This is a genomic window from Halobacillus trueperi (assembly GCF_003386945.1).
Taxonomy (GTDB): Bacteria; Bacillota; Bacilli; order Bacillales; family Halobacillaceae; genus Halobacillus; species Halobacillus aidingensis.
Map to the genome: position 1 here is coordinate 19022 of NZ_QUAE01000005.1, position 25890 is coordinate 44911.

The 25890-nt window shown below is 43.3% G+C and carries 31 protein-coding genes; all 31 read left to right on the forward strand.

The window, feature by feature from the left end; translation table 11 throughout:
• Positions 1-6: 6 nt before the first annotated feature.
• Entirely contained in the window at positions 7-1020 is a 1014-nt protein-coding gene (gene fliG, locus DYE48_RS08015) for a flagellar motor switch protein FliG (RefSeq protein WP_115823184.1), read from the forward strand.
• The gene (gene fliH, locus DYE48_RS08020; protein ID WP_115823185.1) at positions 1004-1765 is read left to right on the forward strand and encodes a flagellar assembly protein FliH; all 762 of its coding nucleotides are present in this window, start codon (positions 1004-1006) and stop codon (positions 1763-1765) included. The genes fliG and fliH overlap by 17 nt, the downstream gene beginning before the upstream one ends.
• Positions 1758-3062: a flagellar protein export ATPase FliI gene (gene fliI / locus DYE48_RS08025; protein WP_115823186.1), complete on the forward strand. Its 1305-nt coding sequence runs from the start codon at positions 1758-1760 to the stop codon at positions 3060-3062. The genes fliH and fliI overlap by 8 nt, the downstream gene beginning before the upstream one ends.
• Positions 3063-3074: 12 nt before the next feature.
• Positions 3075-3524: a flagellar export protein FliJ gene (gene fliJ, locus DYE48_RS08030; protein WP_115823187.1), complete on the forward strand. Its 450-nt coding sequence runs from the start codon at positions 3075-3077 to the stop codon at positions 3522-3524.
• Between the two features lie 4 nt (positions 3525-3528).
• Positions 3529-4104, forward strand: coding sequence for a MotE family protein (locus DYE48_RS08035; RefSeq protein ID WP_115823188.1), 576 nt, complete (start codon positions 3529-3531; stop codon positions 4102-4104).
• Between the two features lie 26 nt (positions 4105-4130).
• Positions 4131-5561 carry a flagellar hook-length control protein FliK gene (locus DYE48_RS08040; protein ID WP_115823189.1) on the forward strand — a complete coding sequence of 477 codons (1431 nt, stop codon included), beginning with the start codon at positions 4131-4133 and terminating at the stop codon, positions 5559-5561.
• 8 nt (positions 5562-5569) lie between these two features.
• Entirely contained in the window at positions 5570-6037 is a 468-nt protein-coding gene (gene flgD, locus DYE48_RS08045) for a flagellar hook assembly protein FlgD (protein WP_115823190.1), read from the forward strand.
• 1 nt (position 6038) lies between these two features.
• Positions 6039-6404 carry a TIGR02530 family flagellar biosynthesis protein gene (locus DYE48_RS08050; RefSeq protein WP_115823191.1) on the forward strand — a complete coding sequence of 122 codons (366 nt, stop codon included), beginning with the start codon at positions 6039-6041 and terminating at the stop codon, positions 6402-6404.
• An 83-nt stretch (positions 6405-6487) separates the two neighbouring features.
• Positions 6488-7396 carry a flagellar basal body rod protein FlgG gene (flgG, locus tag DYE48_RS08055; protein WP_115823357.1) on the forward strand — a complete coding sequence of 303 codons (909 nt, stop codon included), beginning with the start codon at positions 6488-6490 and terminating at the stop codon, positions 7394-7396.
• 44 nt (positions 7397-7440) lie between these two features.
• The gene (locus DYE48_RS08060) at positions 7441-7656 is read left to right on the forward strand and encodes a flagellar FlbD family protein (protein WP_115823192.1); all 216 of its coding nucleotides are present in this window, start codon (positions 7441-7443) and stop codon (positions 7654-7656) included.
• Entirely contained in the window at positions 7653-8069 is a 417-nt protein-coding gene (gene fliL / locus DYE48_RS08065) for a flagellar basal body-associated protein FliL (RefSeq protein WP_115823193.1), read from the forward strand. Before DYE48_RS08060 ends, fliL begins: the two co-directional genes overlap by 4 nt.
• Positions 8070-8096: 27 nt before the next feature.
• Positions 8097-9098 (forward strand): flagellar motor switch protein FliM, encoded by a 1002-nt coding sequence (gene fliM, locus DYE48_RS08070; protein ID WP_089652408.1) that lies wholly within the window; start codon positions 8097-8099, stop codon positions 9096-9098.
• The gene (gene fliY, locus DYE48_RS08075) at positions 9091-10311 is read left to right on the forward strand and encodes a flagellar motor switch phosphatase FliY (protein ID WP_115823194.1); all 1221 of its coding nucleotides are present in this window, start codon (positions 9091-9093) and stop codon (positions 10309-10311) included. Before fliM ends, fliY begins: the two co-directional genes overlap by 8 nt.
• Before the next feature lie 27 nt (positions 10312-10338).
• Positions 10339-10701 (forward strand): response regulator, encoded by a 363-nt coding sequence (locus DYE48_RS08080; RefSeq protein WP_089652406.1) that lies wholly within the window; start codon positions 10339-10341, stop codon positions 10699-10701.
• A 12-nt stretch (positions 10702-10713) separates the two neighbouring features.
• Entirely contained in the window at positions 10714-11373 is a 660-nt protein-coding gene (locus DYE48_RS08085) for a flagellar biosynthetic protein FliO (RefSeq protein WP_167449473.1), read from the forward strand.
• Positions 11366-12031 (forward strand): flagellar type III secretion system pore protein FliP, encoded by a 666-nt coding sequence (fliP, locus tag DYE48_RS08090; protein WP_089652404.1) that lies wholly within the window; start codon positions 11366-11368, stop codon positions 12029-12031. The genes DYE48_RS08085 and fliP overlap by 8 nt, the downstream gene beginning before the upstream one ends.
• A gap of 17 nt (positions 12032-12048) precedes the next feature.
• Positions 12049-12318 carry a flagellar biosynthesis protein FliQ gene (gene fliQ / locus DYE48_RS08095; protein WP_089652403.1) on the forward strand — a complete coding sequence of 90 codons (270 nt, stop codon included), beginning with the start codon at positions 12049-12051 and terminating at the stop codon, positions 12316-12318.
• A gap of 1 nt (position 12319) precedes the next feature.
• The gene (gene fliR, locus DYE48_RS08100) at positions 12320-13096 is read left to right on the forward strand and encodes a flagellar biosynthetic protein FliR (RefSeq protein ID WP_115823196.1); all 777 of its coding nucleotides are present in this window, start codon (positions 12320-12322) and stop codon (positions 13094-13096) included.
• Positions 13097-13101: 5 nt separating this feature from the next.
• Positions 13102-14187 (forward strand): flagellar biosynthesis protein FlhB, encoded by a 1086-nt coding sequence (flhB, locus tag DYE48_RS08105; RefSeq protein ID WP_115823197.1) that lies wholly within the window; start codon positions 13102-13104, stop codon positions 14185-14187.
• Positions 14188-14204: 17 nt separating this feature from the next.
• On the forward strand, positions 14205-16235 hold the full coding sequence (gene flhA / locus DYE48_RS08110; protein ID WP_089652400.1) for a flagellar biosynthesis protein FlhA: 2031 nt from the start codon (positions 14205-14207) through the stop codon (positions 16233-16235).
• Positions 16232-17335 carry a flagellar biosynthesis GTPase FlhF gene (gene flhF, locus DYE48_RS08115; protein ID WP_115823198.1) on the forward strand — a complete coding sequence of 368 codons (1104 nt, stop codon included), beginning with the start codon at positions 16232-16234 and terminating at the stop codon, positions 17333-17335. Before flhA ends, flhF begins: the two co-directional genes overlap by 4 nt.
• Positions 17319-18176, forward strand: coding sequence for a MinD/ParA family protein (locus tag DYE48_RS08120; RefSeq protein WP_115823199.1), 858 nt, complete (start codon positions 17319-17321; stop codon positions 18174-18176). The genes flhF and DYE48_RS08120 overlap by 17 nt, the downstream gene beginning before the upstream one ends.
• Before the next feature lie 4 nt (positions 18177-18180).
• Positions 18181-19230, forward strand: a complete 1050-nt coding sequence (locus DYE48_RS08125) for a protein-glutamate methylesterase/protein-glutamine glutaminase (protein ID WP_115823200.1) — start codon at positions 18181-18183, stop codon at positions 19228-19230.
• Positions 19231-19234: 4 nt separating this feature from the next.
• Positions 19235-21235: a chemotaxis protein CheA gene (locus DYE48_RS08130; protein WP_115823201.1), complete on the forward strand. Its 2001-nt coding sequence runs from the start codon at positions 19235-19237 to the stop codon at positions 21233-21235.
• Positions 21236-21253: 18 nt separating this feature from the next.
• The gene (locus tag DYE48_RS08135; RefSeq protein WP_115823202.1) at positions 21254-21721 is read left to right on the forward strand and encodes a chemotaxis protein CheW; all 468 of its coding nucleotides are present in this window, start codon (positions 21254-21256) and stop codon (positions 21719-21721) included.
• Positions 21714-22358, forward strand: a complete 645-nt coding sequence (locus DYE48_RS08140) for a chemotaxis protein CheC (protein ID WP_115823203.1) — start codon at positions 21714-21716, stop codon at positions 22356-22358. Before DYE48_RS08135 ends, DYE48_RS08140 begins: the two co-directional genes overlap by 8 nt.
• Entirely contained in the window at positions 22351-22848 is a 498-nt protein-coding gene (locus DYE48_RS08145) for a chemotaxis protein CheD (protein WP_115823204.1), read from the forward strand. Before DYE48_RS08140 ends, DYE48_RS08145 begins: the two co-directional genes overlap by 8 nt.
• Positions 22845-23138, forward strand: coding sequence for a hypothetical protein (locus DYE48_RS08150; protein WP_115823205.1), 294 nt, complete (start codon positions 22845-22847; stop codon positions 23136-23138). The genes DYE48_RS08145 and DYE48_RS08150 overlap by 4 nt, the downstream gene beginning before the upstream one ends.
• A gap of 44 nt (positions 23139-23182) precedes the next feature.
• Positions 23183-23959 (forward strand): FliA/WhiG family RNA polymerase sigma factor, encoded by a 777-nt coding sequence (locus DYE48_RS08155; protein ID WP_115823206.1) that lies wholly within the window; start codon positions 23183-23185, stop codon positions 23957-23959.
• Between the two features lie 437 nt (positions 23960-24396).
• Positions 24397-24885: a DUF6115 domain-containing protein gene (locus DYE48_RS08160; RefSeq protein ID WP_115823207.1), complete on the forward strand. Its 489-nt coding sequence runs from the start codon at positions 24397-24399 to the stop codon at positions 24883-24885.
• Positions 24886-25031: 146 nt separating this feature from the next.
• A complete protein-coding gene (gene rpsB / locus DYE48_RS08165) occupies positions 25032-25769 on the forward strand; it encodes a 30S ribosomal protein S2 (protein WP_089652388.1) in 738 nt (245 codons plus the stop codon).
• Positions 25770-25890 lie beyond the last annotated feature (121 nt).

Here is a 25890-nt window from a genome sequence, read left to right on the forward strand (position 1 = left end):
CTTTGTATGGCCTTGAGAAAGTCGGAGTTGACAGGCAAGCAGAAAGCGGCTGTCTTGTTGATTTCCCTTGGGCCTGATGTTGCTGCCCAGGTGTACAAACACTTAGATGAAGAAGAGATAGAACAATTGACTTTGGAAATCTCTTCTGTTCAAAAAGTAGATAGTAAAGAAAAGGAAGAAATCCTAGACCAGTTCCATCAAATTGCTTTGGCACAGGATTATATTTCACAGGGTGGAATCGGCTATGCAAAAACAATTCTTGAGAAAGCGCTAGGTTCAGATGAGGCCTCTAATATCATCGGACGCCTCACTTCTTCTTTGCAAGTGAAACCGTTTGATTTTGCAAGAAAGGCAGATGCTCATCAGATTCTTAATTTCATCCAAAACGAGCATCCACAAACGATTGCGCTCGTATTGTCCTATCTTGATCCTGAACAGTCTGGACAGATCTTATCAGAACTTCCACAAGAACTTCAGGCAGACGTGGCCCGCAGGATTGCGACAATGGATTCCACCTCTCCTGAAGTGATTAGTCAGGTTGAACAAATCCTCGAGAAAAAGTTATCGACAACAGTGACCCAGGATTATACAGAAACAGGTGGGATACAAGCCGTCGTGGAAGTTTTGAATGGTGTTGATCGTAGTACAGAAAGAACGATTCTTGACTCTCTTGAAATACAGGATCCGGAATTGGCGGAAGAAATTAAGAAACGGATGTTCGTCTTTGAAGATATCGTTGCTCTTGATAACCGGGCAATTCAGAGGGTCATCCGTGATGTTGAAAATGATGATCTGCGTCTGTCGCTTAAAGTGTCAAGTGAAGAAGTCAAAGACATCGTATTCAGTAACATGTCTGAACGGATGGCGACTACTTTCAAAGAAGAGATGGAGTTCATGGGACCCGTCAGGCTTCGGGATGTGGAAGAGGCCCAAACGAGAGTGGTTTCTACGATTCGCCGTTTAGAAGATGTTGGTGAAATCGTGATAGCAAGAGGTGGAGGAGATGACATCATTGTCTAAGGATGGACCTTCACCAAATGGCCGAGTCATTGGCTTAAGACCCGTTCATATTCAAGAACCGCACGTTAAGGAAAATGAACAGGAGCAAAAAAGTCTGCAAATCAGTCAAGAGTTAGAACAGGCGCAAAAAGATTTAGCAGAAGCAAGGAATCAAAGAGAATTGTTGATTCGATCAACGGAAGAAGAAATAGAGTCTCTAAAAGCCACTTGGCAAGAAGAGAAAAAAGTGATAGAAAATGAAGCCTATCAAAAAGGGATGGACCAGGGTTTCAGGCAAGGTCATAAGGAAGGATACGACGCCTTACAAAACAAACTATCCCAGGCTAATGAAATCATCCAGCAAGCGAAAGCTTCGCATGACCGTATGGTTACAAATAGTGAAAGGTCGATCGTAGAAGTGGCTATGAAAACAGCCGAGAAAATTCTCAACGTGAAACTTGAAGAAGACCCGACATTGTTTTTGCCTGTGGTTAAAAAAGTGATTGAAGAGGTCAAAGGGCAACCCGAAGTCGCTTTGTATGTCCATCCAGAAAAATACGATTTTGTCCATAAACAGTCTGACGAACTTGAACGGTTGATCACTCCATCTTCGCATTTGAGCATTTACGCAGAAGAAGAGTTAGACCCTGACGCCTGTATCGTGGAGTCACAGTTTGGAAGGCTTGATGGAAGTATTGATACACAGTTATCAGAACTCAGACAGCAACTGCTCTCGGTTGCGAATGAGGAGATGGGAAATGAATAGTGAGCGTTATTTTGATGCGATCGCAAGTGCAGAATCTATGAAAAGGTATGGGAAAATTCATAGAGTTGTCGGACTCATGATTGAATCAAAAGGACCGGAAGCCTCTGTCGGTGATTTGTGTTATATCCATACGTCTGAGCAAAAAGAAAAGATCGCGGCCGAGGTTGTCGGTTTCAACAATGAAAACATCCTCTTAATGCCTTTTCGGGAAGTGAAAGAAGTACGACCTGGCAGCATTGTCGAAGCAACCGGTGAACCCATGCGAGTCAAAGTAGGAATGGGACTTGTCGGTAAGATCCTGGATGCTACGGGATACCCGTTAGATGGAGCGGCAATGCCACTCGGTTTAAAGGGGTATCCGACAGATCAAAATCCTCCCAACCCTCTCATGCGCCCACCGATTCATGAACCGATTCAAGTCGGCGTAAGAGCTGTTGATACCATGTTGACTGTCGGTAAAGGACAGAGAGTCGGCATCTTCGCAGGAAGTGGGGTTGGTAAGAGTACCTTGATGGGAATGGTCGCTAGAAACAGCTCAGCCGATTTGAATGTGATCGCTCTGATCGGTGAAAGAGGGCGAGAAGTGAGAGAGTTCATTGAGAATGACCTGGGAGAGGAAGGATTGAAAAATTCGATCCTCGTCGTGGCCACCTCCGATCAGCCTGCCTTGATGAGGGTGAAAGGAGCTTATACCGCGACAGCCATTAGTGAATACTTTCGCGACCAAGGGTATAACGTCAATTTAATGATGGACTCTGTTACGCGTTTCGCTATGGCGCAGCGTGAAATTGGTCTCGCTACCGGCGAGCCACCTACGACAAAAGGTTATACCCCTTCCGTTTTTGCCCTCTTACCGAAATTATTAGAACGAACAGGGTCAAGTACGAACGGAACGATTACTGCTTTTTATACGGTTTTAGTTGACGGAGATGACTTGAATGAGCCGATTTCCGATACTGTAAGGGGAATTCTCGATGGTCACTTTGTTCTCGATCGTAAACTTGCAGAACAAGGACATTTTCCAGCTATCAATATTTTAAGATCCATCAGCCGCGTGATGAAGCAAATTGCTTCTCCTGAACATAAAGAATCTGCTGAGAAGCTTCGGGCCCTTTTAGCTACCTACGAAGAGAATAGTGAATTGATCCAAATTGGAGCTTATAAAAAAGGGTCGAGTATGGAAATCGATCAAGCGATATCCTATCACTCTGCGATCATTGAATTTTTAAGACAAGGGATTCACGAACCGGCAAGTTTTGAGAAGTCAGTGGAAGATTTGAGAAATCTGTTCGTATAGGAGGCTGCAAACATGGCTGATATTCAAACATTCCAAAGAATCAGAGATCTGAGAGATAGAGAGAAGCAGAAGACTCAGAAGATATATCAGGATGCTGTCAACAATTTCGAAAAACAGGCAGAAAAACTTTATGAATGTCTGAAGAAGAAAGAAGTAGCGGAAAAAAGCTTTGAGGAAGAGATGAAAAACCATACCGTGAGAGCGGAGGCCATCGTCCGACATCAACGATACATACAAGGTTTACAAGAGACGATTGATCACCTTCAGCCCGCTGTCCAGAAAGCCAGAGTGAATATGCAACAAAAACAAGTCAAACTTTCGGCTGCTCATATAGAGGTGAAAAAGTTTGAAAAAATTGTAGAGCATAAGCGGGACGAGCAATGGCATCTTATGAAAAGCGAAGAAAATAAACAGATGGATGAATTATCTATGCAACAATACTTAAATTTTCAGAATAGGTGATGGAATGGCAAAGAGTGCCTATACTCAAAAAAACAAGAAATCTTTTTCTAAAATCATCGCTGCCATTTTCTTTCCCTTGATTTTCTTAATTACGCTGTCATTGATTGTTCTCACGTTAAGTGGTGTGAATGTTTTTGAAGAAGCTGAGAAGTACGCCAGTCGTATTCCAGGTCTATCCACTCCAGCTTCATCCGAAGGTCAAAATTCAGAGGCCAGCGAAATGGACCGATTGCAGGCCGTCATTGCCAACAAAGAAGCTGAGATGGAAGAACTGCAATCAGAAGCTGACAGTAAGCAAAATCAAATCAATGAGTTGGAACAACAGGTAGTGCAGTTGAGAGCCGATTTGGAAGAGGCAAAAACAGAAGATGAGAACAACGAAAATTCAAAAGCGGCAGAAATGGCTCAATCTTTTCAGGAAATGGATCCAGAAGAAGCGGCTCCTATTCTTGAAAATATGAATCAAAATTTAGCGGTGCAAGTCTTGAATGATGTAGCTAGTGAAGAAAGAGGAGAAATCCTAGGTCAGATGGATCCTGAAGCTGCAGCAAACATCGCGAGTATGCTTATCGAAGAATAAAGCTTCCTTGAAAGGGGGTGTAAAAAATGAATACAGCTATGATGGCGATGATAGGGAATTCTCAAAAAATGGTAATGAACCCTAATGCGAAACAAAATGTCGAGGGAAAGCCGGAAAAAGCACTTTTTGGATCTCTTCTCATCGAACTCCAAGGGATGTCCGCAATGACGGATGAGAAAGAAATCCATGCAGAAGAAATGGAAGAGAAATTTCTAAAGCTGATCGGAAAAATCGAGGCGATGATTTCAATCTTGGTTAAACAAGGGGAACGGCCTGATGGCGAAGGGGTGGATTGGAAAGAAACCATCCGAAGAGCTAAAGAAGAGGCTTCCGGAGGACTATTCTCGAAGGTGGTTTCATCCATGAAAGAGTTGGAACAACAGTTCATACCTGAAGGAACTTTTTCCGACTTATCCGTTGAGAACCAAGAACTGGCCCTGACATTCAAGGAACTGACATCACTGATGAAGGCAGTCAATGAGAACAGTGAAAGCTCAATGTTCAACCTTGTTTCATCATCATTCACTGGAAAAGAAATCCCATCCACTTCAAATCCTGTCAACACAGAAAAAGACATACATAAAACATGGCAGGAGATGAGAAAAATCATTCAGACCTTTACTGAAGATCATTCGTCTCAGGTTCCTCATAAAGCAGGTAAAGAAATGAAAGAGTTGATCCAGAAATTCATGCAACTCGTCGAGTCTTTACCGAGCAACGAAAAAGGACTAGGACAGGGTGTACTGGAACGGGTTTCCAAAGAAGCTCCTATTCAAGAACGACAGGTGTTTTATAAGCTGGTCCATATGTATCAAAATCGAATGGATGTCCCTAAATCCTATCATCAACAAACACCGGTGACAGGTAAGGACATCGTCAAATGGGTGAAGCAAGCTTTGGGAGAGGAAGTTCAGCAAGATTCTAACCTTCAAGCATCCAAGCATCAGCCGTTATCCAATGTTTCAACAATACCCATAACAAAAGTGGAACAGCATGTCATCCATATGAATCAGAATCAAGACGGCTCATCTTCTCAAAAACAGTTGATCAGCGAGATGGAGAAAATTATTCAATCCAGTCGCATGTTTACAAATCCCAAAGGCAACATGGAAATGCTAATTAAGTTGAAACCAGGAAACCTCGGGGATCTTACTGTGAGATTTGCTCAAATCAATGGAGAAATGGCTGTGAAAATACTAGTAACGAGTCAAGCAGCCAAAGAGATGTTGGAAGGAAACAAATCGCAGTTGAGACATATGTTTTCCCCGCAGCAAGTGGTGATAGAGAAAGTGGAAGCCTCCGCTTTACACCAACAGATGCATGAGCAGTTGGATAGCGGCAAAAAAGACCAGGATCAGCAGCGGGAACAAACGCATGATTTTGAACAGGACCACGTGGAAGATTCAAATGAAGAAGAACTCTCTTTCCACGAAATATTAATGAATGAGAAAGTATAGGTGATGGTATGACAAGTATTGATCCTTCTCTATATTTGAAAAGTCAGCAGGTTCGTAGTTCTGGAAGCAGTACGCTCGGTAAGGATGACTTCTTGAAAATCCTCATGGCCCAAATTAAAAACCAAAATCCGTTGGACCCTATGAAAGACAAAGAGTTCATTTCTCAAATGACAGAGTTCTCAAGCTTGGAACAGATGACCAATATGTCGCAGTCTTTTCAAAGATTCATGGACAATCAGAATCTCCCTCCGCTTATTCAATATAGTGGATTGATTGGAAAAGAAGTCTCTTATCCTGTTTATGATCAGGAAACAGGATTATTGGATCGCACAGAAACAGATGTTGTTCAAGCAGTCAATCAGAATGGGGCAGAAACGTACTTAGAACTTAAATCAGGGGAGAAAATCTCAGTAGAATACATTACTAAAGTCGGTGAAGTGGACGGTAATTCTGAGACCCCGGTCGAAGAGGAATAACATGGACCCGCGCATTCAATCACTACATCGACCGTTACCCATACCGAAAAAGGGACCGCTGAATCAGAAACCTAACGTTCCCTTTCAACAGTTTCTTCAGGAAGCGAAAGAGATCAAAGTGAGTAAACATGCGATGGAGCGGATAAGAGACCGTAAGATTGAGATCAGTGAACAAACCTGGTCAAAAATCGGAGAGAAAATGACTGAAGCTAATAAAAAAGGTGTGGACCAATCATTAGTTGTGCTCAACGAAGCGACACTTGTGGTGAGCTCTAAGAATCGAACGGTCGTGACAGCTATGGACCGCAGTGAAACGCAATCTCAAATTTTCACGAACATTAATGGAACGATTTTTGTAAACGAATAGGCTGGACCCTGAACGGGAGGCCTTGACCATCTGCTGACCGATCGATGCAGATGAATCTACCGAAGGAAAGGAATGTCGTCAAAATGCTACGTTCAATGTATTCAGGGATTTCTGGTATGAAAGGTTTTCAGACAAAGCTCGATACGATTGGGAATAACATCGCAAACGTCAACACATATGGTTTCAAAAAAGGAAGGGTCACTTTTCAGGATATGATGAGTCAGACGATGTCTGCAGCTCAAGGGCCGACTGCATTGGCTGAGGGCGAAAATATCAGAGGAGGTTTGAATCCTTCTCAAGTGGGGCTTGGTTCTCAAGTAGGTTCTATTGATACGATCCATACACAAGGGAACAGACAAACGACAAACCGTCCCTTGGATTTAGCTTTAGAGGGAGATGGAATGTTCGTTTTGGGTGAAGGAACAGAAGACCTTCCCATTTCAACTGAGGACGATGCTCTTGACCTCCAAGCAGTAAATTTATCTTTTACACGCGCAGGGAACTTTTATCTGGATAGTGATGGTGCCATTGTAAATGGGGAAGGTAAATACCTGATTGGTCAAAATGGAGAAGATGGAGGAGCAGGCGCAATCACTATTCCTACAGATGCTCAAAGTTTCAGCATCCAGACCGATGGCACAGTCAATTACATCGATAGTACAGGCAATACGGCCGTTGCCGGTCAGATTCGATTGGCACAATTCTCTAACCCTAGTGGGCTTCAAAAAATAGGAGGAAATGCGTTTCAAAATACCAATAACGCTGGAGTTTACTCCCTTGACGGCGAAGGTTTAGCCGGCGTAGATGATTTAATTGCCCCTGGACAAAACGGGACAGGGCAGACAGTATCAGGAGCCCTGGAGATGTCCAACGTCGATCTTGCTGAATCTTTCACTGAAATGATCACCGCTCAACGTGGGTTCCAGGCCAACACAAGAATCATCACGACATCTGATGAAATCTTACAAGAGCTCGTCAACTTGAAACGATAAAAGGGGATAGAGGGGCCTAAATAAACGCCCCTCTCTATATAACGATGATTACTTTAACTAAATTAAACGGTCAGCCTTTTACTTTCAACGCAATCTACATAGAGCAGATCCAATCGAACCCTGATACGACAGTGATAACAACCACCGGCCGGACGTTCCTTGTGAAAGAGAGTGAAGGACAGGTGGTTGAGCAGGTCACTAGGTTTTACAAAGAAATCGGTCTGGTCAGGGCGTCAGACAAGGCAGGTGAAGACAAATGAATGGATTTAAAGTGATGGTGATTACGCTAAGTACTTTGACTGTCATCGGTGTCGTAGCGCTTGTGCTTGTGCTCAATTTTAATGGAGAAAGCGAAGCGAGTAGAGATCGATCGATCGATGATATTCGTGAAGCCTCTTTTTTAACAGAAGAGATTACCACAGACTTGCAAAACGGAGATTATGTCCGCATCAGCTTCCGTGTCGTGACGGACAGCAAAGAGTCTATGGAAGAATTAAAAAAGAGAGATTTTCAAATGCAGAATGTTTTGCTGAAAGAATTATCGACCATGGATTCAGAGACGTTTCAGTCCGGATTATCAGACCTTGAAGCAAAGGTGAAATTGAAACTGAATGAATTCATGTCTGAAGGAGAAGTCACAGACGTCTACACGGTAAACAAAGTCCTTCAATAATAGAGAAAAAGAAAGGGGGGTGAGGTTTTGGCAGAAGAGGTTCTCTCGCAGAATGAAATCGATTCATTGCTTTCGGCCCTGTCTACTGGGGAGATGGATGCAGAAGAGCTAAAGAAAGAAAAAAAGGAAAAGAAGGTAAGGGTTTATGATTTTAAGAGAGCGCTCCGCTTTTCTAAAGATCAGATCAGAAGCTTAACACGAATACATGAAAATTTTTCCAGGTTGTTGACGACCTATTTTTCAGCGCAGCTGAGAACTTATGTGAACATTGAAGTGGCATCGGTGGATCAGTTGCCTTATGAAGAATTTATCCGATCGATTCCTACGATGACGATCCTGAATATTTTCAGCGTGCCTCCCCTTGAAGGACGGATTTTATTAGAAGCAAACCCAAACGTTTCTTATGCCATGATGGATCGTGTGCTTGGAGGTAAAGGAAGCAGCGTCAACAAAGTGGAGAATCTGACCGAAATTGAAACAACGATCATGTCCCATCTTTTTGAAAGGTCCTTGGAAAATTATCAAGAAGCATGGGGATCGATTGTCGATATCGATCCTTTACTGGAAGAATTTGAAGTGAATCCGCAATTTTTGCAGATGGTTTCACCAAATGAAACCGTAGTCGTCGTGTCATTAAACACGACCATAGGCGAGACTAGCGGAATGATCAATATATGTATACCGCATGTCGTATTAGAACCGATTATCCCAAGGTTATCCGTTCACTACTGGATGCAAAAAGAAAAGCCGAAAAATCGCGATCCAGAGGAAGTGCAAGCGATCAGCCATACGATTAAGGAAGCGGAATTGGATGTTCGGGCGGTATTGGGAGAGGCCGACATGAGCATAGAGCAATTTTTGGGCTTAGGTAAAGAAGATGTCATTCGACTCGACCAGCCGATCGACCAACCGCTGAAAATGAAAGTTGATGATGAAGTGAAATTTTACATACAGCCAGGGAAATCCAAAAATAAGCTGGCTGTGCAAGTGTTAGAGGAATATCAAGGGGGTGCCGGAGAAAATGAGTGATGATATGTTATCCCAAGATGAAATTGATGCGCTATTGAACGGCGGGGGTGACACGGACAACGAAGAGGGACCCTCGAGTTTAGCAGAGGAAGAAACGATTTCGCCGCTGGAGGAAGACGCTTTAGGTGAGATCGGCAACATTTCATTCGGAAGTTCAGCGACTGCACTCTCTTCGCTATTGAACCAAAAGGTGGATATTACGACGCCGCAGATTACGGTGTTGGAAAGGAAAGATCTACCTGATGAATTTCCGAAGCCGCACGTAGCGATCGGCGTTACCTATACCCATGGTTTTTCAGGGGAAAATGTACTCGTCATTCGAACGAAGGATGCCGCAATCATTGCCGATTTGATGCTGGGCGGTGACGGTACAGATCCAGATGAACATTTGAATGAAATTGCATTGAGCGCCGTACAGGAAGCGATGAATCAGATGATGGGATCTGCGGCTACAAGTATGTCCACGATTTTTAACAAAAAAGTAGACATATCTCCGCCGGCCATTGATGTGTTGGATTTGGAAGAGGATGAAGGAACGCATAAGATTCCTGATGAGGAAGTGCTTGTAAAAGTGTCCTTCCAGCTCAGAGTAGGAAATTTAATTGATTCAAATATCATGCAGCTCATCCCTGTGAGCTTTGCGAAAGAGCTTGTAGAAGAATTAATGAATCCACAGCAGGAAGAACCCACTGTTGGAGAGAGCTTCAAGGCTTCAGAAGAACCATCTTCAAAGAGTGAACCTGAACAGGTGCAAGAACAGCCTTCTTCACAGAAGCAAGAAGAACAGAGGCAAAGCATGCCTGAGAACACATTCTATGAATCTTCTACTACAAAAGAGGCCCCTCATTCCCCGCAATATGTAGGAGGACCAGCCGGCCAAACAGCAGAAGATGCAAATGTCCAAACGGCAGAATTTCAAAGTTTCAGTCCTGTTCAATTGAATGGGTCCGAGCAAAAGAACTTGGATATGTTGATGGACATTCCATTGAAGGTAACGGTAGAGCTTGGACGTACAAAGCGTTCCGTAAGAGAAATATTGGAATTATCATCAGGTTCCGTGCTCGAACTTGATAAATTAGCTGGAGAGCCCGTGGACATCCATGTCAATGAGAAACTGATGGCCAAAGGAGAAGTTGTCGTCATTGATGAGAACTTCGGCGTACGGGTGACGGATATTTTGAGTCCGAAAGAACGTTTGACAAAATTACGATAAACAATGGATTACTAGGGAGGATTTAACATGGCAGAAAGAATATTAATCGTAGACGATGCGGCATTTATGAGAATGATGGTGAAAGATATTTTAACGAAAAATGGCTATGAAATTGCTGGAGAAGCGGAAGACGGTAAGAAAGCAGTAGAGCTTTATAAAGAGGAGCAACCGGATTTGGTCACGATGGATATTACCATGCCGGAGATGGATGGAATCACGGCATTGAAAGAAATCAAAGGCCAATACCCGGATGCCAAAGTAATTATGTGTTCGGCTATGGGACAACAAGCCATGGTAGTGGATGCCATTCAAGCTGGAGCGAAAGATTTTATCGTAAAACCATTCCAGGCTGATCGAGTGATCGAGGCTATCCAAAAAGCGTTGAGTTAAGAAGGAATGCGCATGGTTTATACATCAAGAGTGACAGTTGCAGCTATTCTGTTCATCCTGATGATGGGTGTGTTTCCTGGACAAGGACTTGCACAGCCCACGGCCTTTGAATGTATGGAGAACCCTCAACTCGAGGGTTGTCCTTCATCTGAAGGTGGACAGGAGGAAGATCAGCAAACATCAGATTCCCCTGTTGAAATGGATGCCGGGGGCAGTCTTGTGTGGAATGTGGTTAAGCTCATCTTTGCATTGATTTTTGTGGTGGCTCTCCTATATGGATTGCTTAAGTTCTTTAATCAAAAAAATAAAATGTTCAATCAAAACCGCACGATGGAAAATCTCGGTGGGATGAACCTGGGTCCGAACCGCTCCATCCAGGCTGTCCGCATTGGAGGGCAGGTCTTTATTCTAGGAGTAGGGGAAACGGTACAGATCATTACAGAAATTACTGAAGAAGAGACGAAACAGACGTTGATAAATCAAGATCTGAATGGTGGTCCCTCCCCTCAATTGAACATAAAAAAATGGACAGACAAATGGAAAGACAGGAAAGAATCAGAAAGCCATTCTTCTATACAATTTCAGCAGCTGTTTGAAAATCAATTGAACGATATGAAAGATAAAAGGAAAAAAGTCATGGATGAGAAGAGGAGGGATTCTGATTATGAATGAATTCATTGATATCTTCTCAAGCTCCGACCCGGAGAGCGTGGCAACTTCTGTCAAATTGCTTCTATTGCTGACGGTCCTATCCTTGGCGCCGGGAATTTTAATATTAATGACAAGCTTTACAAGGATTTTGATCGTCTTGTCTTTTGTCAGGACTTCATTGGCTACTCAATCCATGCCCCCCAATCAAGTCCTCATCGGTATCGCATTATTTCTCACATTCTTCATTATGGCTCCTACGTTTCAGGAAGTGAATGAACAAGCATTGACGCCGCTCTTTAATGAAGAGATTACATTGGATGAAGCCTATGAGGAAGCGAGTGAACCTATGAAAGAATTCATGGGAAAACATACGAGACAAAAGGATCTGGCTTTGTTTATGAATTATTCAGGCTTGGAAGCACCTGAAAGCATACAGGACGTCCCGTTGACGACTCTTGTTCCCGCATTTGCCATCAGTGAATTGAAAACGGCATTTCAAATGGGATTCATGATCTTTGTTCCATTTCTCGTCATTGATATGGCGGTCGCTAGTGTCCTTATGTCCATGGGAATGATGATGCTTCCACCAGTCATGATCTCTTTACCATTTAAAATTCTACTCTTTGTTTTAGTGGATGGTTGGTATTTAATATCAAAATCATTATTGGAAGGCTTTTAAGATCGGAGGTTTAGAGAATGAACAGTAATATGGTGATATCGTTTGCGAAAGAAGGCATTTATACCGTCCTCCTCATATCTGGCCCCTTATTGATTTTGGCACTTGCCATCGGATTGCTTGTGAGTATTTTTCAGGCAACCACTCAAATTCAGGAACAGACGCTTGCGTTTATACCAAAAATCGTAGCGGTTATGATCGGTCTCATTGTCTTTGGGCCGTGGATGCTGACCAATATGGTTGAATTCACCGCCAATATTTTTAACAACTTGAATATCCTGGTGGGATAACATGCTGGATACGATAGATTTGGCCAATGTGCCAGCGTTTTTGCTTATATTAGTCAGGGTGACGTCTTTTTTCGTCACGCTTCCTCTTTTTTCATATCGGACAGTTCCGACAAGACATAAAGTCGCGTTCAGCTTTTTCTTGGCTGCGATCATGTACTTCACGGTTCCTGCACCTGAACTGATCATTGACGGGGAGTATTTTCTCTTATTGTTCAAAGAGATGGCTGTAGGGATCGGTGTCGGCCTCTTAGCCTACATCATTCTTTCCGCGATACAAATCGCTGGAGGTTTCATCGATTTTCAGATGGGCTTTGCCATTGCTAACGTGATTGACCCGCAAACCGGGGCTCAAAGTCCATTGATTGGGCAGTATTTATATATCGTTACCCTTTTATTTATATTAGCAGTTGATGGTCATCATTTGATGATTGATGGTGTGTTCTACAGCTATGAAGTGATTGCCATTGATCAATTTTTGCCATTAAGGGAAGAAGGTTGGATCCTTTTCGTCATTCAATCCTTCAATCAAATGTTCGTCATTGCCTTTCTCATGGCCATACCGATCGTAGGGTGTCTGTTTTTAGTGGATATTGCTCTCGGAATTATTGCGAGAACCGTCCCTCAGCTGAATGTTTTTGTCGTTGGATTACCTTTGAAAATTTTTGTTGCGCTCTCTGTTCTTGTCATAGCGATGACATTTTACGTGATGCTTATTAGGAAATTATTTGAAACGATGCTGACGACAATGCGTGACCTTATGCAAGTATTGGGAGGTTGAGAATAATGGTTTGGTTAAAGCTTGATCTCCAGTATTTTGCTGCGGATGAGAAAACAGAGAAAGCGACACCAAAGAAACGGGAAGATACAAGAAAAAAAGGACAGGTCCCGAAGAGTCAGGATGTGAATACGGGGTTCTTGCTGCTCCTTATATTCGGAACACTTTTCCTTCTCGGTGGTTATATGGAAGGAACACTGAAAGGCATGTACAAAGTGGCCTTTAATGAGTACATACATAAAGATCTTTCTCAAGAACAGACCCATGCCATGTTTGTAGAAATGACCGTGGAAATATCAAAAATCATCGCGCCGATTATGGGTGTAGCGCTCGTTGCTGGGATTGCTTCGAATCTCCTTCAGGTGGGGATCATGTTTACAGGAGAACCCTTGAAAATGGATCTAAAAAAATTGGACCCTATCAAAGGTGCGAAAAGGATTTTTTCAGCAAGGGCATTGGTCGAGCTCCTGAAATCGCTCTTGAAAATCAGTATGGTCGGCGTCATCACCTTTGCCATCATTTGGGTTAACAAAGATCAAATGATGATGATGTCACAAAAATCGGTGGAAGACGCACTGGCATTTTTCGGAACGATTACGACTATCATGGGACTGGCATCTGCCTTAGCCTTGTTGATCTTATCCGTCCTTGATTATACCTATCAGAAATACGACCATGAAAAAAATATCCGCATGTCCAAAAAAGACATCAAGGATGAGCATAAGAACATCGAAGGTGATCCTCAAATCAAAGCTAAAATCAAGGAAAAACAGCGGCAGATGTCTGCTGCGAGGATGATGAGTGAGGTGCCGGATGCCGATGTTGTCATTACCAATCCCACTCACTATGCGATCGCCATCAAGTATGATGAAGCGAAGTCAGATGCTCCATATGTTGTCGCGATGGGCGTAGATTTTATCGCTCTAAAAATCAAAGAAGTGGCGAAATCGAATGACGTGGTCACCGTGGAAAATAGACCGTTGGCGAGAGCTTTGTACCAGCATTCAGAAATTGACCAGCCGATTGATGAACAGTTTTATAAAGCTGTTGCTGAAGTGCTGGCTTACGTCTATCAATTAGAAAGAAAAATGTAAGAAAGGAGTAAACCCTTATGTCAGCAAGAGATTTATCTGTACTTATCGGCGTGATCTTAATTATCGTCATGCTTGTCATACCATTGCCGGGTTGGCTCCTTAGCTTTTTTATCCTAATCAATATTACCCTAGCCCTGATTGTCATCCTTGTGTCTATGAACATGGATGAAGCTCTGCAGTTTGCCGTCTTCCCGACTTTGTTATTATTACTAACTTTATTCCGACTGGGATTGAATGTTTCAACCACTCGTTCCATTCTCTCAGAAGCAGAAGCGGGGGGAGTCATTGCGACATTTGGAACGTTCGTCATTGGCGGCAACCCACTTGTCGGGTTTGTAGTGTTTGTCATTTTGGTCATCATCCAATTTCTCGTCATCACGAAAGGTGCCGAAAGGGTATCTGAGGTTGCGGCTCGTTTCACATTGGACGCGATGCCGGGAAAACAGATGAGTATAGATGCAGACCTTAATGCAGGAATGATCAACGAACACCAGGCAAAAGAACGTAGAGAGAAAATTGAAAATGAAGCCGACTTCTATGGAGCGATGGACGGGGCGAGTAAATTCGTTAAAGGGGATGCCATCGCTGGAATCATCATCGTTTTAATCAACATCATCTTCGGGCTGATTATCGGTATGGTGCAGATGGGGATGTCTTTCAGTGAAGCGATTGATACATACATGCGTCTCACGGTAGGGGACGGTCTCGTCAGTCAAATTCCTGCCCTTCTCATATCGACAGCGACGGGTATCGTTGTAACGAGGGTGGCCTCTGAAGGTAATTTGAGTACAGATGTCACGAGTCAGCTGCTTCGGTATCCGAAGTTGCTTTACATTGCTGCGGTAACCATCTTCCTTCTTGGTTTGACACCGATTCCAATCTTCCTGACAACTCTGATTGCTGCTGTTCTCGCTTTCGGGGGGTATTGGTTATCCCGACAGGAAAAAGAGCCGGAATTCGAAGAGCCAGAAGAGATGGATGAATCGGAGAGCGATCAAATGAAATCACCAGAAAGCGTTGTGAACTTGATCAGCATGGATCCGATTGAGTTTGAATTCGGATATGCCTTGATCCCGATTGCGGATACGAACCAGGGAGGGGATCTCCTTGACCGGATCGTCATGATACGAAGACAGTTGGCAATCGAACTAGGAATAGTCATCCCGGTAGTAAGGATCAGAGATAATATTCAGCTGAATCCGAATGAGTACCGCCTGAAAGTGAAAGGGAACGAAGTAGCTCAAGGTGAGCTTTTATTGGACCATTACTTAGCGATGAGTCCAGGAGATGATGATGGCATCGATGGCATTGATACCCAGGAGCCTGCGTTTGGTCTTCCGGCAAAATGGATTACAGAAGACCAGAAAGATGAAGCGGAATTATCTGGTTATACGGTTGTGGATCCGCCATCTGTCGTATCGACACATATTACTGAAGTCATTAAACAGCAGGCTCATGCGCTGCTCGGAAGACAGGAAACACAGCAGTTGATCGATCATTTGAAAGAATCCTATCCGATACTCGTTGAAGAAGTAACGCCAGAACCGCTTCGTGTCGGAGATGTACAAAAGGTCCTGGCGAAATTATTACGAGAAAATGTCTCTGTGAAAAACTTGCCTGTCATTTTTGAAACGCTCGCTGATTTTGCGAAAATGACCAATGATACAGAGCTGTTAGCTGAATATGCGAGACAATCTTTATCTGCGCAAATTACGAACCAGTATAAAAAAGACGATCAATTAGTGAAAGTTATTACCGTTTCTGGAAAAGTGGAAAAAATCATTGCCGATCATATTCAGCAGACAGAGCATGGAAGTTATCTAGCCCTTGATCCTGAGAGTCAGCAAACCATTATTACAGCGATTGCAGAACAGGTGGAACAAATGTCCTTACAGGAAGAAACAGCCATTCTTCTATGCTCACCAGCGGTAAGGATGTATGTGAAGCAACTTCTCGATCGTTTCTTACCACAAGTCGTTGTTTTATCTTATAACGAATTAGAACCAACGGTAGAAGTCCAGAGTGTAGGGGTGGTGAATGTAGCGTGAGAGTAAAAAAATTTCAAGCTGCGACAATGCCGGAAGCCATGAAAAAAGTGAGAACCGAATTGGGGACAGATGCAGTGATCTTAAATTCCAAAGTGAAGAAGTCAGGTGGGTTTTTAGGCCTGTTCAAAAAAGATATCACAGAAGTCATTGCTGCCATTGATCCGTCTGATGAGCACCAAACGAAGCATGAGACAAAGCCGGTCGAGAGAAATGAAGAACCGGTGTCGCCCCTCAACCCGAACCTTGAAATCATGGAAGAATTGAAAAATCTAAGGTCTTTAATTCAAAATCGTAAAGAAGCCTATCCTGAAAAGCTAGAAATGGCCTATCAGTTCCTTTTAGGACAGGAAATCTCTGAAGATGTGGCGGGAAAGACGATTGAACGTCTATTAGAAAAGGGAGGCAGCCTTGACGATTTAGCCGAGGTTGAAAACCTCCTGAGACTGGAACTGTATGAATCTATGAAGCAAAAGAAGTTTGGAAAGCCTGCTTATGATAAGAAATTCATCCATTTAGTTGGACCGACGGGAGTTGGGAAGACGACGACTTTAGCGAAACTTGCAGCGGATGCAGCTTTAAACCACCAACTAAAGGTAGGTTTCATTACAACAGATACTTATCGCATTGCTGCGATCGATCAGTTGAAGACATATGCAAAAATTTTGGATATTCCACTCGAAGTAGCTTATAGCATGGAGGACTATAAGAAGGCAAAGGACCGTTTTCAAGACTTTGACCTCGTCCTTGTCGATACGGCAGGAAGGAACTTCAGAGATCCATCCTTTATCCATGAACTTCAGAAAATGATCGATTTTGACGAGGAATCGGATAATTTCCTTGTCTTAGGATTGACGAGTAAATTCGCCGACATGAGCGAGATCCTCGAACAATTCAACGATATTCCGATCCATCAGTTGATTTTCACGAAAGCGGATGAAACCGCACGGAAGGGCAATGCCGTAAACATGGTCCTTACTCATGATGTAGGAGTCGCTTATTTGACAGATGGTCAAAATGTACCGGATGACATTAAGACAGCCTCGGCCATGGGTCTTGCAAGAGAGATTATGGAGGGGTTTGCAAATGAAAGATCAAGCTGAAGTCCTTCGCAGGCGAATACAAGGAATGGAAGGGGAAAAACAAGCCAAAACCATAGCCATTGCTAGTGGAAAAGGCGGTGTGGGGAAGTCGAATTTTTGCATCAACTTTGCATTGCAGCTCATGAGAAATGACAAAAAAGTTTTGATCTTTGATCTGGATATCGGCATGGGAAACATCGATATTTTGATGGGAAAATCACCAAGACGTACATTTGTCGACTTGTTTCGGGAAGAAATGTCGATTCGTGATATTGTCGAACTAGGACCAGAATCTTTATCTTATATTGCTGGCGGTTCGGGGCTCTCTCACATTTTTGAACTTGATCAAGCAAAATTCGCCTATTTTCAAAGCGAATTCGAAGAGCTGACCAAGTCTTTTGATTATATCCTCTTCGACATGGGCGCTGGAGTAACTCAGGACAGCCTGCATTTTATCAGCTCGGCCCATGAGGCGATCGTTGTTACTACTCCTGAACCCACTTCGTTAACGGACGGTTACGCGATGATTAAGCATCTTGTACATAATGACAAAAGTCTGCCGATAAAAATCCTTGTGAACCGTTCGCTTAACGAGAAAAATGGCAGGGCTACTTTCGATCGACTATCCCTTGTAGTCAACAGATTCTTAGAAGCGGAAGTGGCTTTGTTAGGTGTTTTACCTGATGACAGGTCTGTACTTGAAGCGGTCAATAAACAGCGACCATTTGTGATTGACAGGCCTAAAAGCAAAGTAAGCCGATCCCTTGAGGAGATGGTGCGTGATTATTTGAACGAAAGCCACTCTCAGGAGTCCCCCCTTTCGTTCGTAGATAAATTAAAGAGATTTGTTTTTGAGAGGTAGAGAGATGAAGCAGATTAGGGTATTAATCGTCGATGATTCCGCCTTCATGAGGCGTGTTTTGACGGACATTTTAAAAAAAGACCGCCGGATACATGTAGTCGGGACGGCGAGGAACGGTAAAGATTGTCTGAAAAAATTGGATGTCTTACGTCCTGATGTCGTAACGATGGATATTGAAATGCCGGTGATGGACGGATTAGAGGCATTAAAAAAGATCATGGAAAGTTCCCCCCTCCCTGTAGTGATGGTGTCAAGTTTGACTCAAGAGGGAGCGGAAAGCACGATGAAAGCCATGAGTTTTGGAGCAGTGGACTTCATACAAAAGCCATCCGGCTCTATTTCCCTTGATATGGAAAAGGTAGACAAAGATGTCGTCCGTAAGGTTCTTATTGCAGGAGAGGCCAAGGTGAATCCACCATCCGAAAGCTCTAGTGAAAAAGTTCGTGTCCCTGACGATATGAAAGAGGAAGGGCATCTCATTGCCATCGGCACCTCCACAGGGGGACCTAGAGCTTTGCAGGAAGTTTTGACATCTCTCCCCGGAAGCGTTCCTGCACCGATCTTAGTTGTTCAACATATGCCGAGAGGATTTACGAAAACGTTGGCTTCGCGTCTTGATCGACTGTCTGAAATTTCAGTGAAGGAAGCCGAACATATGGAGGAAATACATAAAGGTGTTGCCTATATCGCACCCGGTGGCTACCACATGGAAGTTGTAAAGCATAACCAAAGCCTCGTCATTCATTTAAATGAAGCCAGACCCCTGAATGGACATAGACCTTCGGTGAATGTGATGTTCTCTTCCATTGCAAAACTGCCAGGAATCTCCACAACCGCTGTCATCATGACAGGGATGGGGGCTGATGGTTTAGAAGGCATCCTCGCCATGAAGGAACAAGGAAGAGCGGTTTGCACGATCGCAGAAGATGAAAGCACCTGTGTCGTGTACGGCATGCCAAAAGCGATTGTGAAATCAGGTCTTGCCGATGATGTCCAGAAATTAAATGAAATCAGTCGCAGTATTGTAGAATCTCTTCAAAATAAAAGGAGGTAGTCCTATGGAAACCAATCAGTACTTGGAAGTTTTTATTGATGAAAGTAAAGAGCACTTGCAATCTATCAACGACCAACTGTTACATTTGGAAAAGAACCCTCAGGACCTTTCCATTGTCAATGAAATCTTCAGGTCTGCTCATACATTAAAAGGCATGTCGGCAACGATGGGTTACCAAGACCTTTCTAATTTGACACATAAAATGGAAAATGTCCTTGATGCGGTCCGGAATGAGAAAGTGACGGTGGACGAAGGCATTTTGGATGTCGTTTTTGATTCTGTCGATGATTTGGAAGCGATGGTCATCGATATTTCAGAAGGCGGATCCGGAGAAAGAAATGTCGAGAGGGTCGTCGAGCTTTTGAAGAATATTGAAAACGGGAGCGGAGGTTCAGCCGTCGCTTTGGTGGCAGTCGCACCACAGCAGGCTGAAACCGTCCCCACGCTTTCGATTGATGAATATACAAAAGCAGCCCTGGAACAATCTAGTGAACTAGGAAAAAACAATTACCAGATTGAAGTGGCATTAAGAGAGGATTGTCTTTTAAAGGCCGCACGTGTCTATATGGTCTTTGAAATATTGGAGCAAGCAGGAGATGTCATCAAGTCTTCCCCTTCTGTAGAAGCATTGGAAAACGAAGAATTTGAAACCACCTTTCACGTTTTACTTGTGACAGAAGATGCAGCAGAGGACATAGAGAGTAAAATTAAAAAAGTATCCGAAATTGAAAATGTTCATGTTACTGTCTACCAAATTTCTGAAGAAACGAAAGATGAATCGAAGCCCTCACAAAAAGAAATGGCGGCACAAGAAAAGCCGACTGCTCAAAAAGAAGAGAAAGATGGAAAGCAGGTAGGGAACAAAACGATTCGCATCAACATTGATCGACTGGATGCTCTTATGAATTTGTTTGAGGAGCTTGTCATTGACCGGGGACGCCTTGAACAAATATCTGATGATCTGAAGCACATTGAACTGCGTGAAACGGTCGAAAGAATGACAAGGATTTCCGGGGACTTGCAAAGCATTATCCTGAACATGCGTATGGTCCCGGTCGAGCAAGTGTTTAATCGATTTCCGAGAATGGTCCGCCAGCTCTCTAAGGATTTGAATAAGAAAATCGATTTGAGTGTGGTCGGGGCAGAAACAGAACTGGATCGGACCGTCATCGATGAAATCGGTGATCCACTCGTCCACCTCATTCGGAACGCGATCGATCACGGTATTGAAGGTCCGGGAGAAAGAGAAGCCAAAGGCAAGTCTGCCACAGGAAAGCTAGAACTGAAAGCTTATCATAGTGGAAATCATGTTTTCATTGAAATCTCTGATGATGGCGGCGGCATAGCACGGGACAAAGTCGTCCAAAAAGCGGTAAGCAATCATGTGGTCACAGAAGAACAGGCAGCGGCAATGACCGACTCTCAAGTGTACGATTTAATCATGGAAAGCGGTTTTTCCACTGCTGACACGATTTCTGATGTGTCCGGTAGAGGGGTAGGACTTGATGTTGTGAAAAGCACGATTGAGTCTCTTGGCGGTAATATTTCTGTTGATTCAGTGCCGGATGAGGGGAGTGTATTCTCTATCCAGTTGCCCCTCACCCTTTCAATCATTTCCGTCATGCTTGTAGAAGTGCAAAAGGAAAAATACGCTGTTCCTCTTTCATCGATTATTGAAACGGCCATTGTGAAAAAAGAAGAGATCATGCACGCCCATAACAAAAAAGTTATCGACTTCCGAGGAAAAGTCGTTCCTCTCGTCTTTTTAAAAGATGTACTGGATGTACCGGAAGAATTGGAAGAAGAGGATTACTACTCCGTGGTTATCGTTAGAAAAGGAGAAAAGATGGCCGCTCTCGTCGTCAATTCTTTCATTGGGCAGCAAGAAGTCGTCTTAAAGTCTCTCGGTGATTACTTATCTGGTGCTTTCGCCATTTCAGGAGCGACTATTCTAGGAGACGGACAAGTGGCATTAATCCTGGATAGCAATGCTTTAATCAAGTAACAAAGGAGGGAACAGAAAGTGACAGAAGAAAACAAAAAACTGAAAGTGATCGTATTTCAAATCAATGATGAGGAATACACCGTACCGGTTAATCTTGTGGGTTCCATCGAGCGGATGATGCCAATCACCCGTGTCCCAGGCACAAAATCATTTGTAAAAGGGGTACTGAACCTCAGGGGGGTTGTAACACCAGTCATCGACTTGAGAGAGAGGTTCGGGATCGAAGAAGTAAACGATACTGATGCGACAAGGATCATCACAGTGAAAATACATGATATGAATGTCGGTTTGATCGTGGATGCGGCAAACGATGTTCTGGATCTTGATGAAGAAAGCATCGAGCCTCCACCAGAAGTGGTAGGCACGGTTGAGGTGGCGTATATCCAAGGGGTATCCAAAATGGATCAGCGGCTGTTCATTTTGTTGAATTTAGAAAAAGTTCTTGCCAAAGATGACGTCCATGAGTTGAATGAGCTTTATGTCTAATCCAAAGAATTTCACTGAACGATTTGGTCCGGTTCAATTGGACGTCTTGAAAGAAATCGGCAATATAGGCTCAGGTCATGCGGCTACATCTCTGTCCAAACTGCTTCATAAGAAAATAGAGATGCATGTCCCAGGGGTAGAAGTGGTGGACTTTGATCAAGTGATGGATCTTGCTGGTGGAGCAGATAAAGAAGTGGTCAGCATTTTCCAAAGGATGGAAGGGGAGGCTCCGGGCACCATGTTCTTTATCATGGCTCCTTTCCAAGCCCATCACTTTGTAGAGCTTATGACCAACTCCTCCGAAGGTTTTGATGGGGATTCTGAAATGGCTTTGTCTGCTCTCCAGGAATTAGGGAATATCCTATCAGGTGCATACCTTACCGCGCTTTGCGATTTCACAGAATTGGATATTCAATCAACGGTTCCATCGATTTCTCAAGATATGGTGGGGGCTATTTTAAGTATGGGGTTAATTGAACTCTCCCAAGTGAGTGATGCAGCCATTGTCATCAAGACTTCTCTAACGGATGGAGAAGGAGGGGAAGGTGAATTCCTGGAAGGTCATTTCTTCCTTTTTCCCGATCCTTCCTCCTATCAGAAGATTTTTTCTTCCTTAGGAGTGCGTGAAGATGATTAAGGAAGGACAGATTGTAAGAATTGGTATCGGAGATATGGGAATTGTTCATTCTCCAGATTTGATCCGTACATCAGGGCTTGGGTCTTGTGTCGGTATCGTCCTTTACGATGAAGTGAAAAAATTGGCGGGGATGGCTCATATTATGCTGCCTGAGTCTTCCCTTGCGAAAAAGCATGGGCTGAAAAGGGCGAAATATGCAGATACAGCCATCGAAGATCTGATGACAGCCCTCAAATGTGCTGGAGCTTCATCCTACCGTTTAAAAGCGAAACTGGCAGGGGGGGCACAAATGTTCCAATTCACCTCTTCCAGTGACATGATGCGCATAGGCCCGAGAAACGTGGAAGCGGTGAAAGGGAATCTTCAATCCCTTCATATACCGATTTTGGCTGAAGACGTCGGCGGGGGATGCGGGCGCACGATTGAATTCAATCCTGAAACAACAGCCCTGCATATAAGGAAAGTGAATCAAGGGGAAAGTGTGATTTGATGAAAGGGACACTTCTGTGGAATTTATGGGCGGCGGTTTTTGGTTTTCTATTCGTATGTACAATCAGCGCTAAAGTGACAACTTTTGATACAGCGATCTATAGAGGGACCATAGGTTTTTTTAGTTTTTTTGTACTATCTTATGTGTTTCGGTCATTTTGGAGTCTCGTCACTGCACCTAACGAAACAACAGAAAACAGTCAAGACTCGGCTCAAACAGCAGCATCCACGGAAATGGATGCAGAGGAAACATCGAAAATGGTGCGTGAATTATTGAATGAAGACTCGTAAAGAGCTTAGTAATAATAACCAACTAAAGGACGGGGAGGATTGGAATGGCCAGCTGTTTATCTCCTCAAGAACAACAGTGGTGGAATCTATGGACACATGAACAGGATGGAGAGGCCGCAAATCAATTGGTACAGCAGTACGACTATTTAGTGAGCTACCATGTCCAGCGGATCTCCGCTCATTTACCTAAGAGCGTAAGCAAAGATGATGTGAGAAGTTTAGGAATGTTAGGGCTTTATGATGCACTGAAAAAATTTGATCGAACAAGAGATCTGAAGTTTGATACGTATGCATCCTTCCGTATCAGAGGGTCGATCATGGATGGTTTACGAAAAGAAGACTGGCTTCCGAGATCAGTAAGAGACCGATCTAAAAAAATTGAACAGATGACAGAAAAGCTGGAGCAGGAATTGCAACGTCCGGTAACAGCCAATGAAATTGCTGAATCTCTGAACATATCTCCAGAAGAAGTGGAGGAGACCGTCAAGGATTCTCTTTTTGCAAATGTGCTTTCTATGGAAGAAAAATCGAATGATGGAAGAGAGGATCAAAAAGAAGGGATCGGATATTCGATTCCGGATGATCGAACATTCACTCCATCGGAATCAGTGATCAAAAAGGAAAACTATGAAGAATTAGCGAGAGAGATCGACCGATTAAACGAGAAGGAGCAACTCGTCATCAGTCTTTTCTATCATGAAGAGCTTACTTTAACAGAGATCGGTCAGGTTTTAGAATTGACCACCTCCCGGATCTCCCAAATCCATGCGAAAGCGATCTATAAGCTAAAAGGTGCGCTGCAAGAAATTGTAACCGTTTAGGCAGGTCAGGGTATGGAGCTGAAGGAAGCGAAACTATCTGTTTTTCACGAAAAAAATTACGATTTATGGTATGGTGGAAGCGGCAAAAATGGAAGCTGGCGGATCGATTCATATATATCTGATGGTATTGTGGATGGGGAAAGCTCTCATATAAGCAGCCCAGGATGTAAGAAAAGGATCTGTCAACCAGGCTTCAATGGAAGCTGGACAAGATCTATTCATCCTTTACAGCGATTGTGTAGCTTAAAGAAACACCTACATAAAAGTGACGCAGCATTTATTTTTAGATATCGGATTCGGCAAGTATCACTTACGGACCAGTAAAGGTTACCGTGATGTGTATGTTGTTTTAGAGCAGGGTGAAATTATATTCAGCAGTAGTGAGAGTTATGGAAAATGAGAAGAAATAGGATCAGAAATGAATGGTGAGGATAGACATGACAGTGTTTTTATTGATTTTCAGCTTTATCATTGACGGTGTACTACTGTTTGCACTGTTTATCATGATGAAAAAGGTACGCAAGACTGAAGAACTTGAACTTAGACAAAAACAAGTGGCATCAGAAATTGAGGATCTTTTCACCTCGTATTTAATGGAAATCAAGGAAGAAAATAAACGAATGGAAAGCCTCGTCAGGAAAAGAAGTGCCCCTTCTGATTCTCAAAACACTCAAATGGAAAACAGAAATGATAGAGTTAACAGTCACTCAGAAAAGAAAGTTATCGCAGACAAAGAAGCTTCCTCCAGCTACACCCTGCCTGAGCTGAATGAAAAGGAAAGCTATCAGCCATCTTTTCATTCGCAGGTATTTGAATTGAAAGAAAAAGGTTATAGTATTGAAGAAATTGCGAGAAAATTGGATAAAGGGAAGACAGAAATCGAATTACTGTTCAAATTTCATCAAAAACCTACGAAAAAAACTTGAATGGCCTCGTGTGTTATGATATATTTACTGACGGTGTCAATACGCACGCCTTTGGATTCTCAAGTGAGGTTGCTCTTTTTTAGAGTTCACTAGAGAAGATGAAAGAGGCGGAGGATACTAAAAAAACCAAAACAGGAGGAACTATCATGTCTGTAATTTCTATGAAACAGCTACTAGAAGCTGGTGTTCATTTTGGACACCAAACCCGTCGCTGGAATCCAAAGATGAAAAAGTACATCTTCACGGAGCGTAACGGGATCTACATCATCGACCTGCAAAAAACGGTCAAGAAAGTTGATGAAGCATTCAACTATGTAAAAGAGGTCGCTGCTGACGGCGGTAACATTCTTTTCGTAGGTACTAAAAAACAAGCTCAGGATACAGTTCGTGACGAGGCGACTCGTTGTGGCATGTATTACATCAACCAACGTTGGTTGGGTGGTACCCTGACAAACTTTGAAACGATCCGTAAGCGTATCAACCGTCTTAAAGACATTGAGCGCATGGAAGAAGACGGTACTTTCGATGTACTTCCTAAAAAAGAAGTGGTCGATATGCTTAAAGAAAAAGATCGTCTTGTTAAATTCCTTGGCGGTATTAAAGAAATGAAGAGCATTCCGGACGCAATGTTCGTTATCGATCCTCGTAAAGAGCGCATCGCGATTGCTGAAGCTCACAAATTGAATATTCCAGTTGTAGGTATCGTTGATACAAACTGTGACCCAGACGAAATCGATTATGTCATCCCTGCGAACGATGATGCAATCCGTGCCGTTAAATTGTTGACTTCTAAGATGGCAGACGCTGTCCTTGAAGCGAAACAAGGGGAAGAAACAGAAACAACGGAAGAAACTGAAGCTGCTGTAGAAGCTGCTCAAGAGTAAGAAGGGTCAAAAGGTGATAAGGGGGTATACCTTTATCACCTTTTTTAAAGAATCCGTAACAGCTCAAGCGTCCTGAAACGCAAGAGCTATACTTATATGCAACTAATAAGGAGGCTTTACA

Coding starts and splice junctions, on each gene's coding strand:
- fliG (WP_115823184.1), top strand. CDS start 7: ATGGCCTTGAGAAAGTCGGAGTTGACAGGCAAGCAGAAAGCGGCTGTC.
- fliH (WP_115823185.1), top strand. CDS start 1,004: ATGACATCATTGTCTAAGGATGGACCTTCACCAAATGGCCGAGTCATT.
- fliI (WP_115823186.1), top strand. CDS start 1,758: ATGAATAGTGAGCGTTATTTTGATGCGATCGCAAGTGCAGAATCTATG.
- fliJ (WP_115823187.1), top strand. CDS start 3,075: ATGGCTGATATTCAAACATTCCAAAGAATCAGAGATCTGAGAGATAGA.
- DYE48_RS08035 (WP_115823188.1), top strand. CDS start 3,529: ATGGCAAAGAGTGCCTATACTCAAAAAAACAAGAAATCTTTTTCTAAA.
- DYE48_RS08040 (WP_115823189.1), top strand. CDS start 4,131: ATGAATACAGCTATGATGGCGATGATAGGGAATTCTCAAAAAATGGTA.
- flgD (WP_115823190.1), top strand. CDS start 5,570: ATGACAAGTATTGATCCTTCTCTATATTTGAAAAGTCAGCAGGTTCGT.
- DYE48_RS08050 (WP_115823191.1), top strand. CDS start 6,039: ATGGACCCGCGCATTCAATCACTACATCGACCGTTACCCATACCGAAA.
- flgG (WP_115823357.1), top strand. CDS start 6,488: ATGCTACGTTCAATGTATTCAGGGATTTCTGGTATGAAAGGTTTTCAG.
- DYE48_RS08060 (WP_115823192.1), top strand. CDS start 7,441: ATGATTACTTTAACTAAATTAAACGGTCAGCCTTTTACTTTCAACGCA.
- fliL (WP_115823193.1), top strand. CDS start 7,653: ATGAATGGATTTAAAGTGATGGTGATTACGCTAAGTACTTTGACTGTC.
- fliY (WP_115823194.1), top strand. CDS start 9,091: ATGAGTGATGATATGTTATCCCAAGATGAAATTGATGCGCTATTGAAC.
- DYE48_RS08080 (WP_089652406.1), top strand. CDS start 10,339: ATGGCAGAAAGAATATTAATCGTAGACGATGCGGCATTTATGAGAATG.
- DYE48_RS08085 (WP_167449473.1), top strand. CDS start 10,714: ATGGTTTATACATCAAGAGTGACAGTTGCAGCTATTCTGTTCATCCTG.
- fliP (WP_089652404.1), top strand. CDS start 11,366: ATGAATGAATTCATTGATATCTTCTCAAGCTCCGACCCGGAGAGCGTG.
- fliQ (WP_089652403.1), top strand. CDS start 12,049: ATGAACAGTAATATGGTGATATCGTTTGCGAAAGAAGGCATTTATACC.
- fliR (WP_115823196.1), top strand. CDS start 12,320: ATGCTGGATACGATAGATTTGGCCAATGTGCCAGCGTTTTTGCTTATA.
- flhB (WP_115823197.1), top strand. CDS start 13,102: ATGGTTTGGTTAAAGCTTGATCTCCAGTATTTTGCTGCGGATGAGAAA.
- flhA (WP_089652400.1), top strand. CDS start 14,205: ATGTCAGCAAGAGATTTATCTGTACTTATCGGCGTGATCTTAATTATC.
- DYE48_RS08120 (WP_115823199.1), top strand. CDS start 17,319: ATGAAAGATCAAGCTGAAGTCCTTCGCAGGCGAATACAAGGAATGGAA.
- DYE48_RS08125 (WP_115823200.1), top strand. CDS start 18,181: ATGAAGCAGATTAGGGTATTAATCGTCGATGATTCCGCCTTCATGAGG.
- DYE48_RS08130 (WP_115823201.1), top strand. CDS start 19,235: ATGGAAACCAATCAGTACTTGGAAGTTTTTATTGATGAAAGTAAAGAG.
- DYE48_RS08140 (WP_115823203.1), top strand. CDS start 21,714: ATGTCTAATCCAAAGAATTTCACTGAACGATTTGGTCCGGTTCAATTG.
- DYE48_RS08145 (WP_115823204.1), top strand. CDS start 22,351: ATGATTAAGGAAGGACAGATTGTAAGAATTGGTATCGGAGATATGGGA.
- DYE48_RS08155 (WP_115823206.1), top strand. CDS start 23,183: ATGGCCAGCTGTTTATCTCCTCAAGAACAACAGTGGTGGAATCTATGG.
- DYE48_RS08160 (WP_115823207.1), top strand. CDS start 24,397: ATGACAGTGTTTTTATTGATTTTCAGCTTTATCATTGACGGTGTACTA.
- rpsB (WP_089652388.1), top strand. CDS start 25,032: ATGTCTGTAATTTCTATGAAACAGCTACTAGAAGCTGGTGTTCATTTT.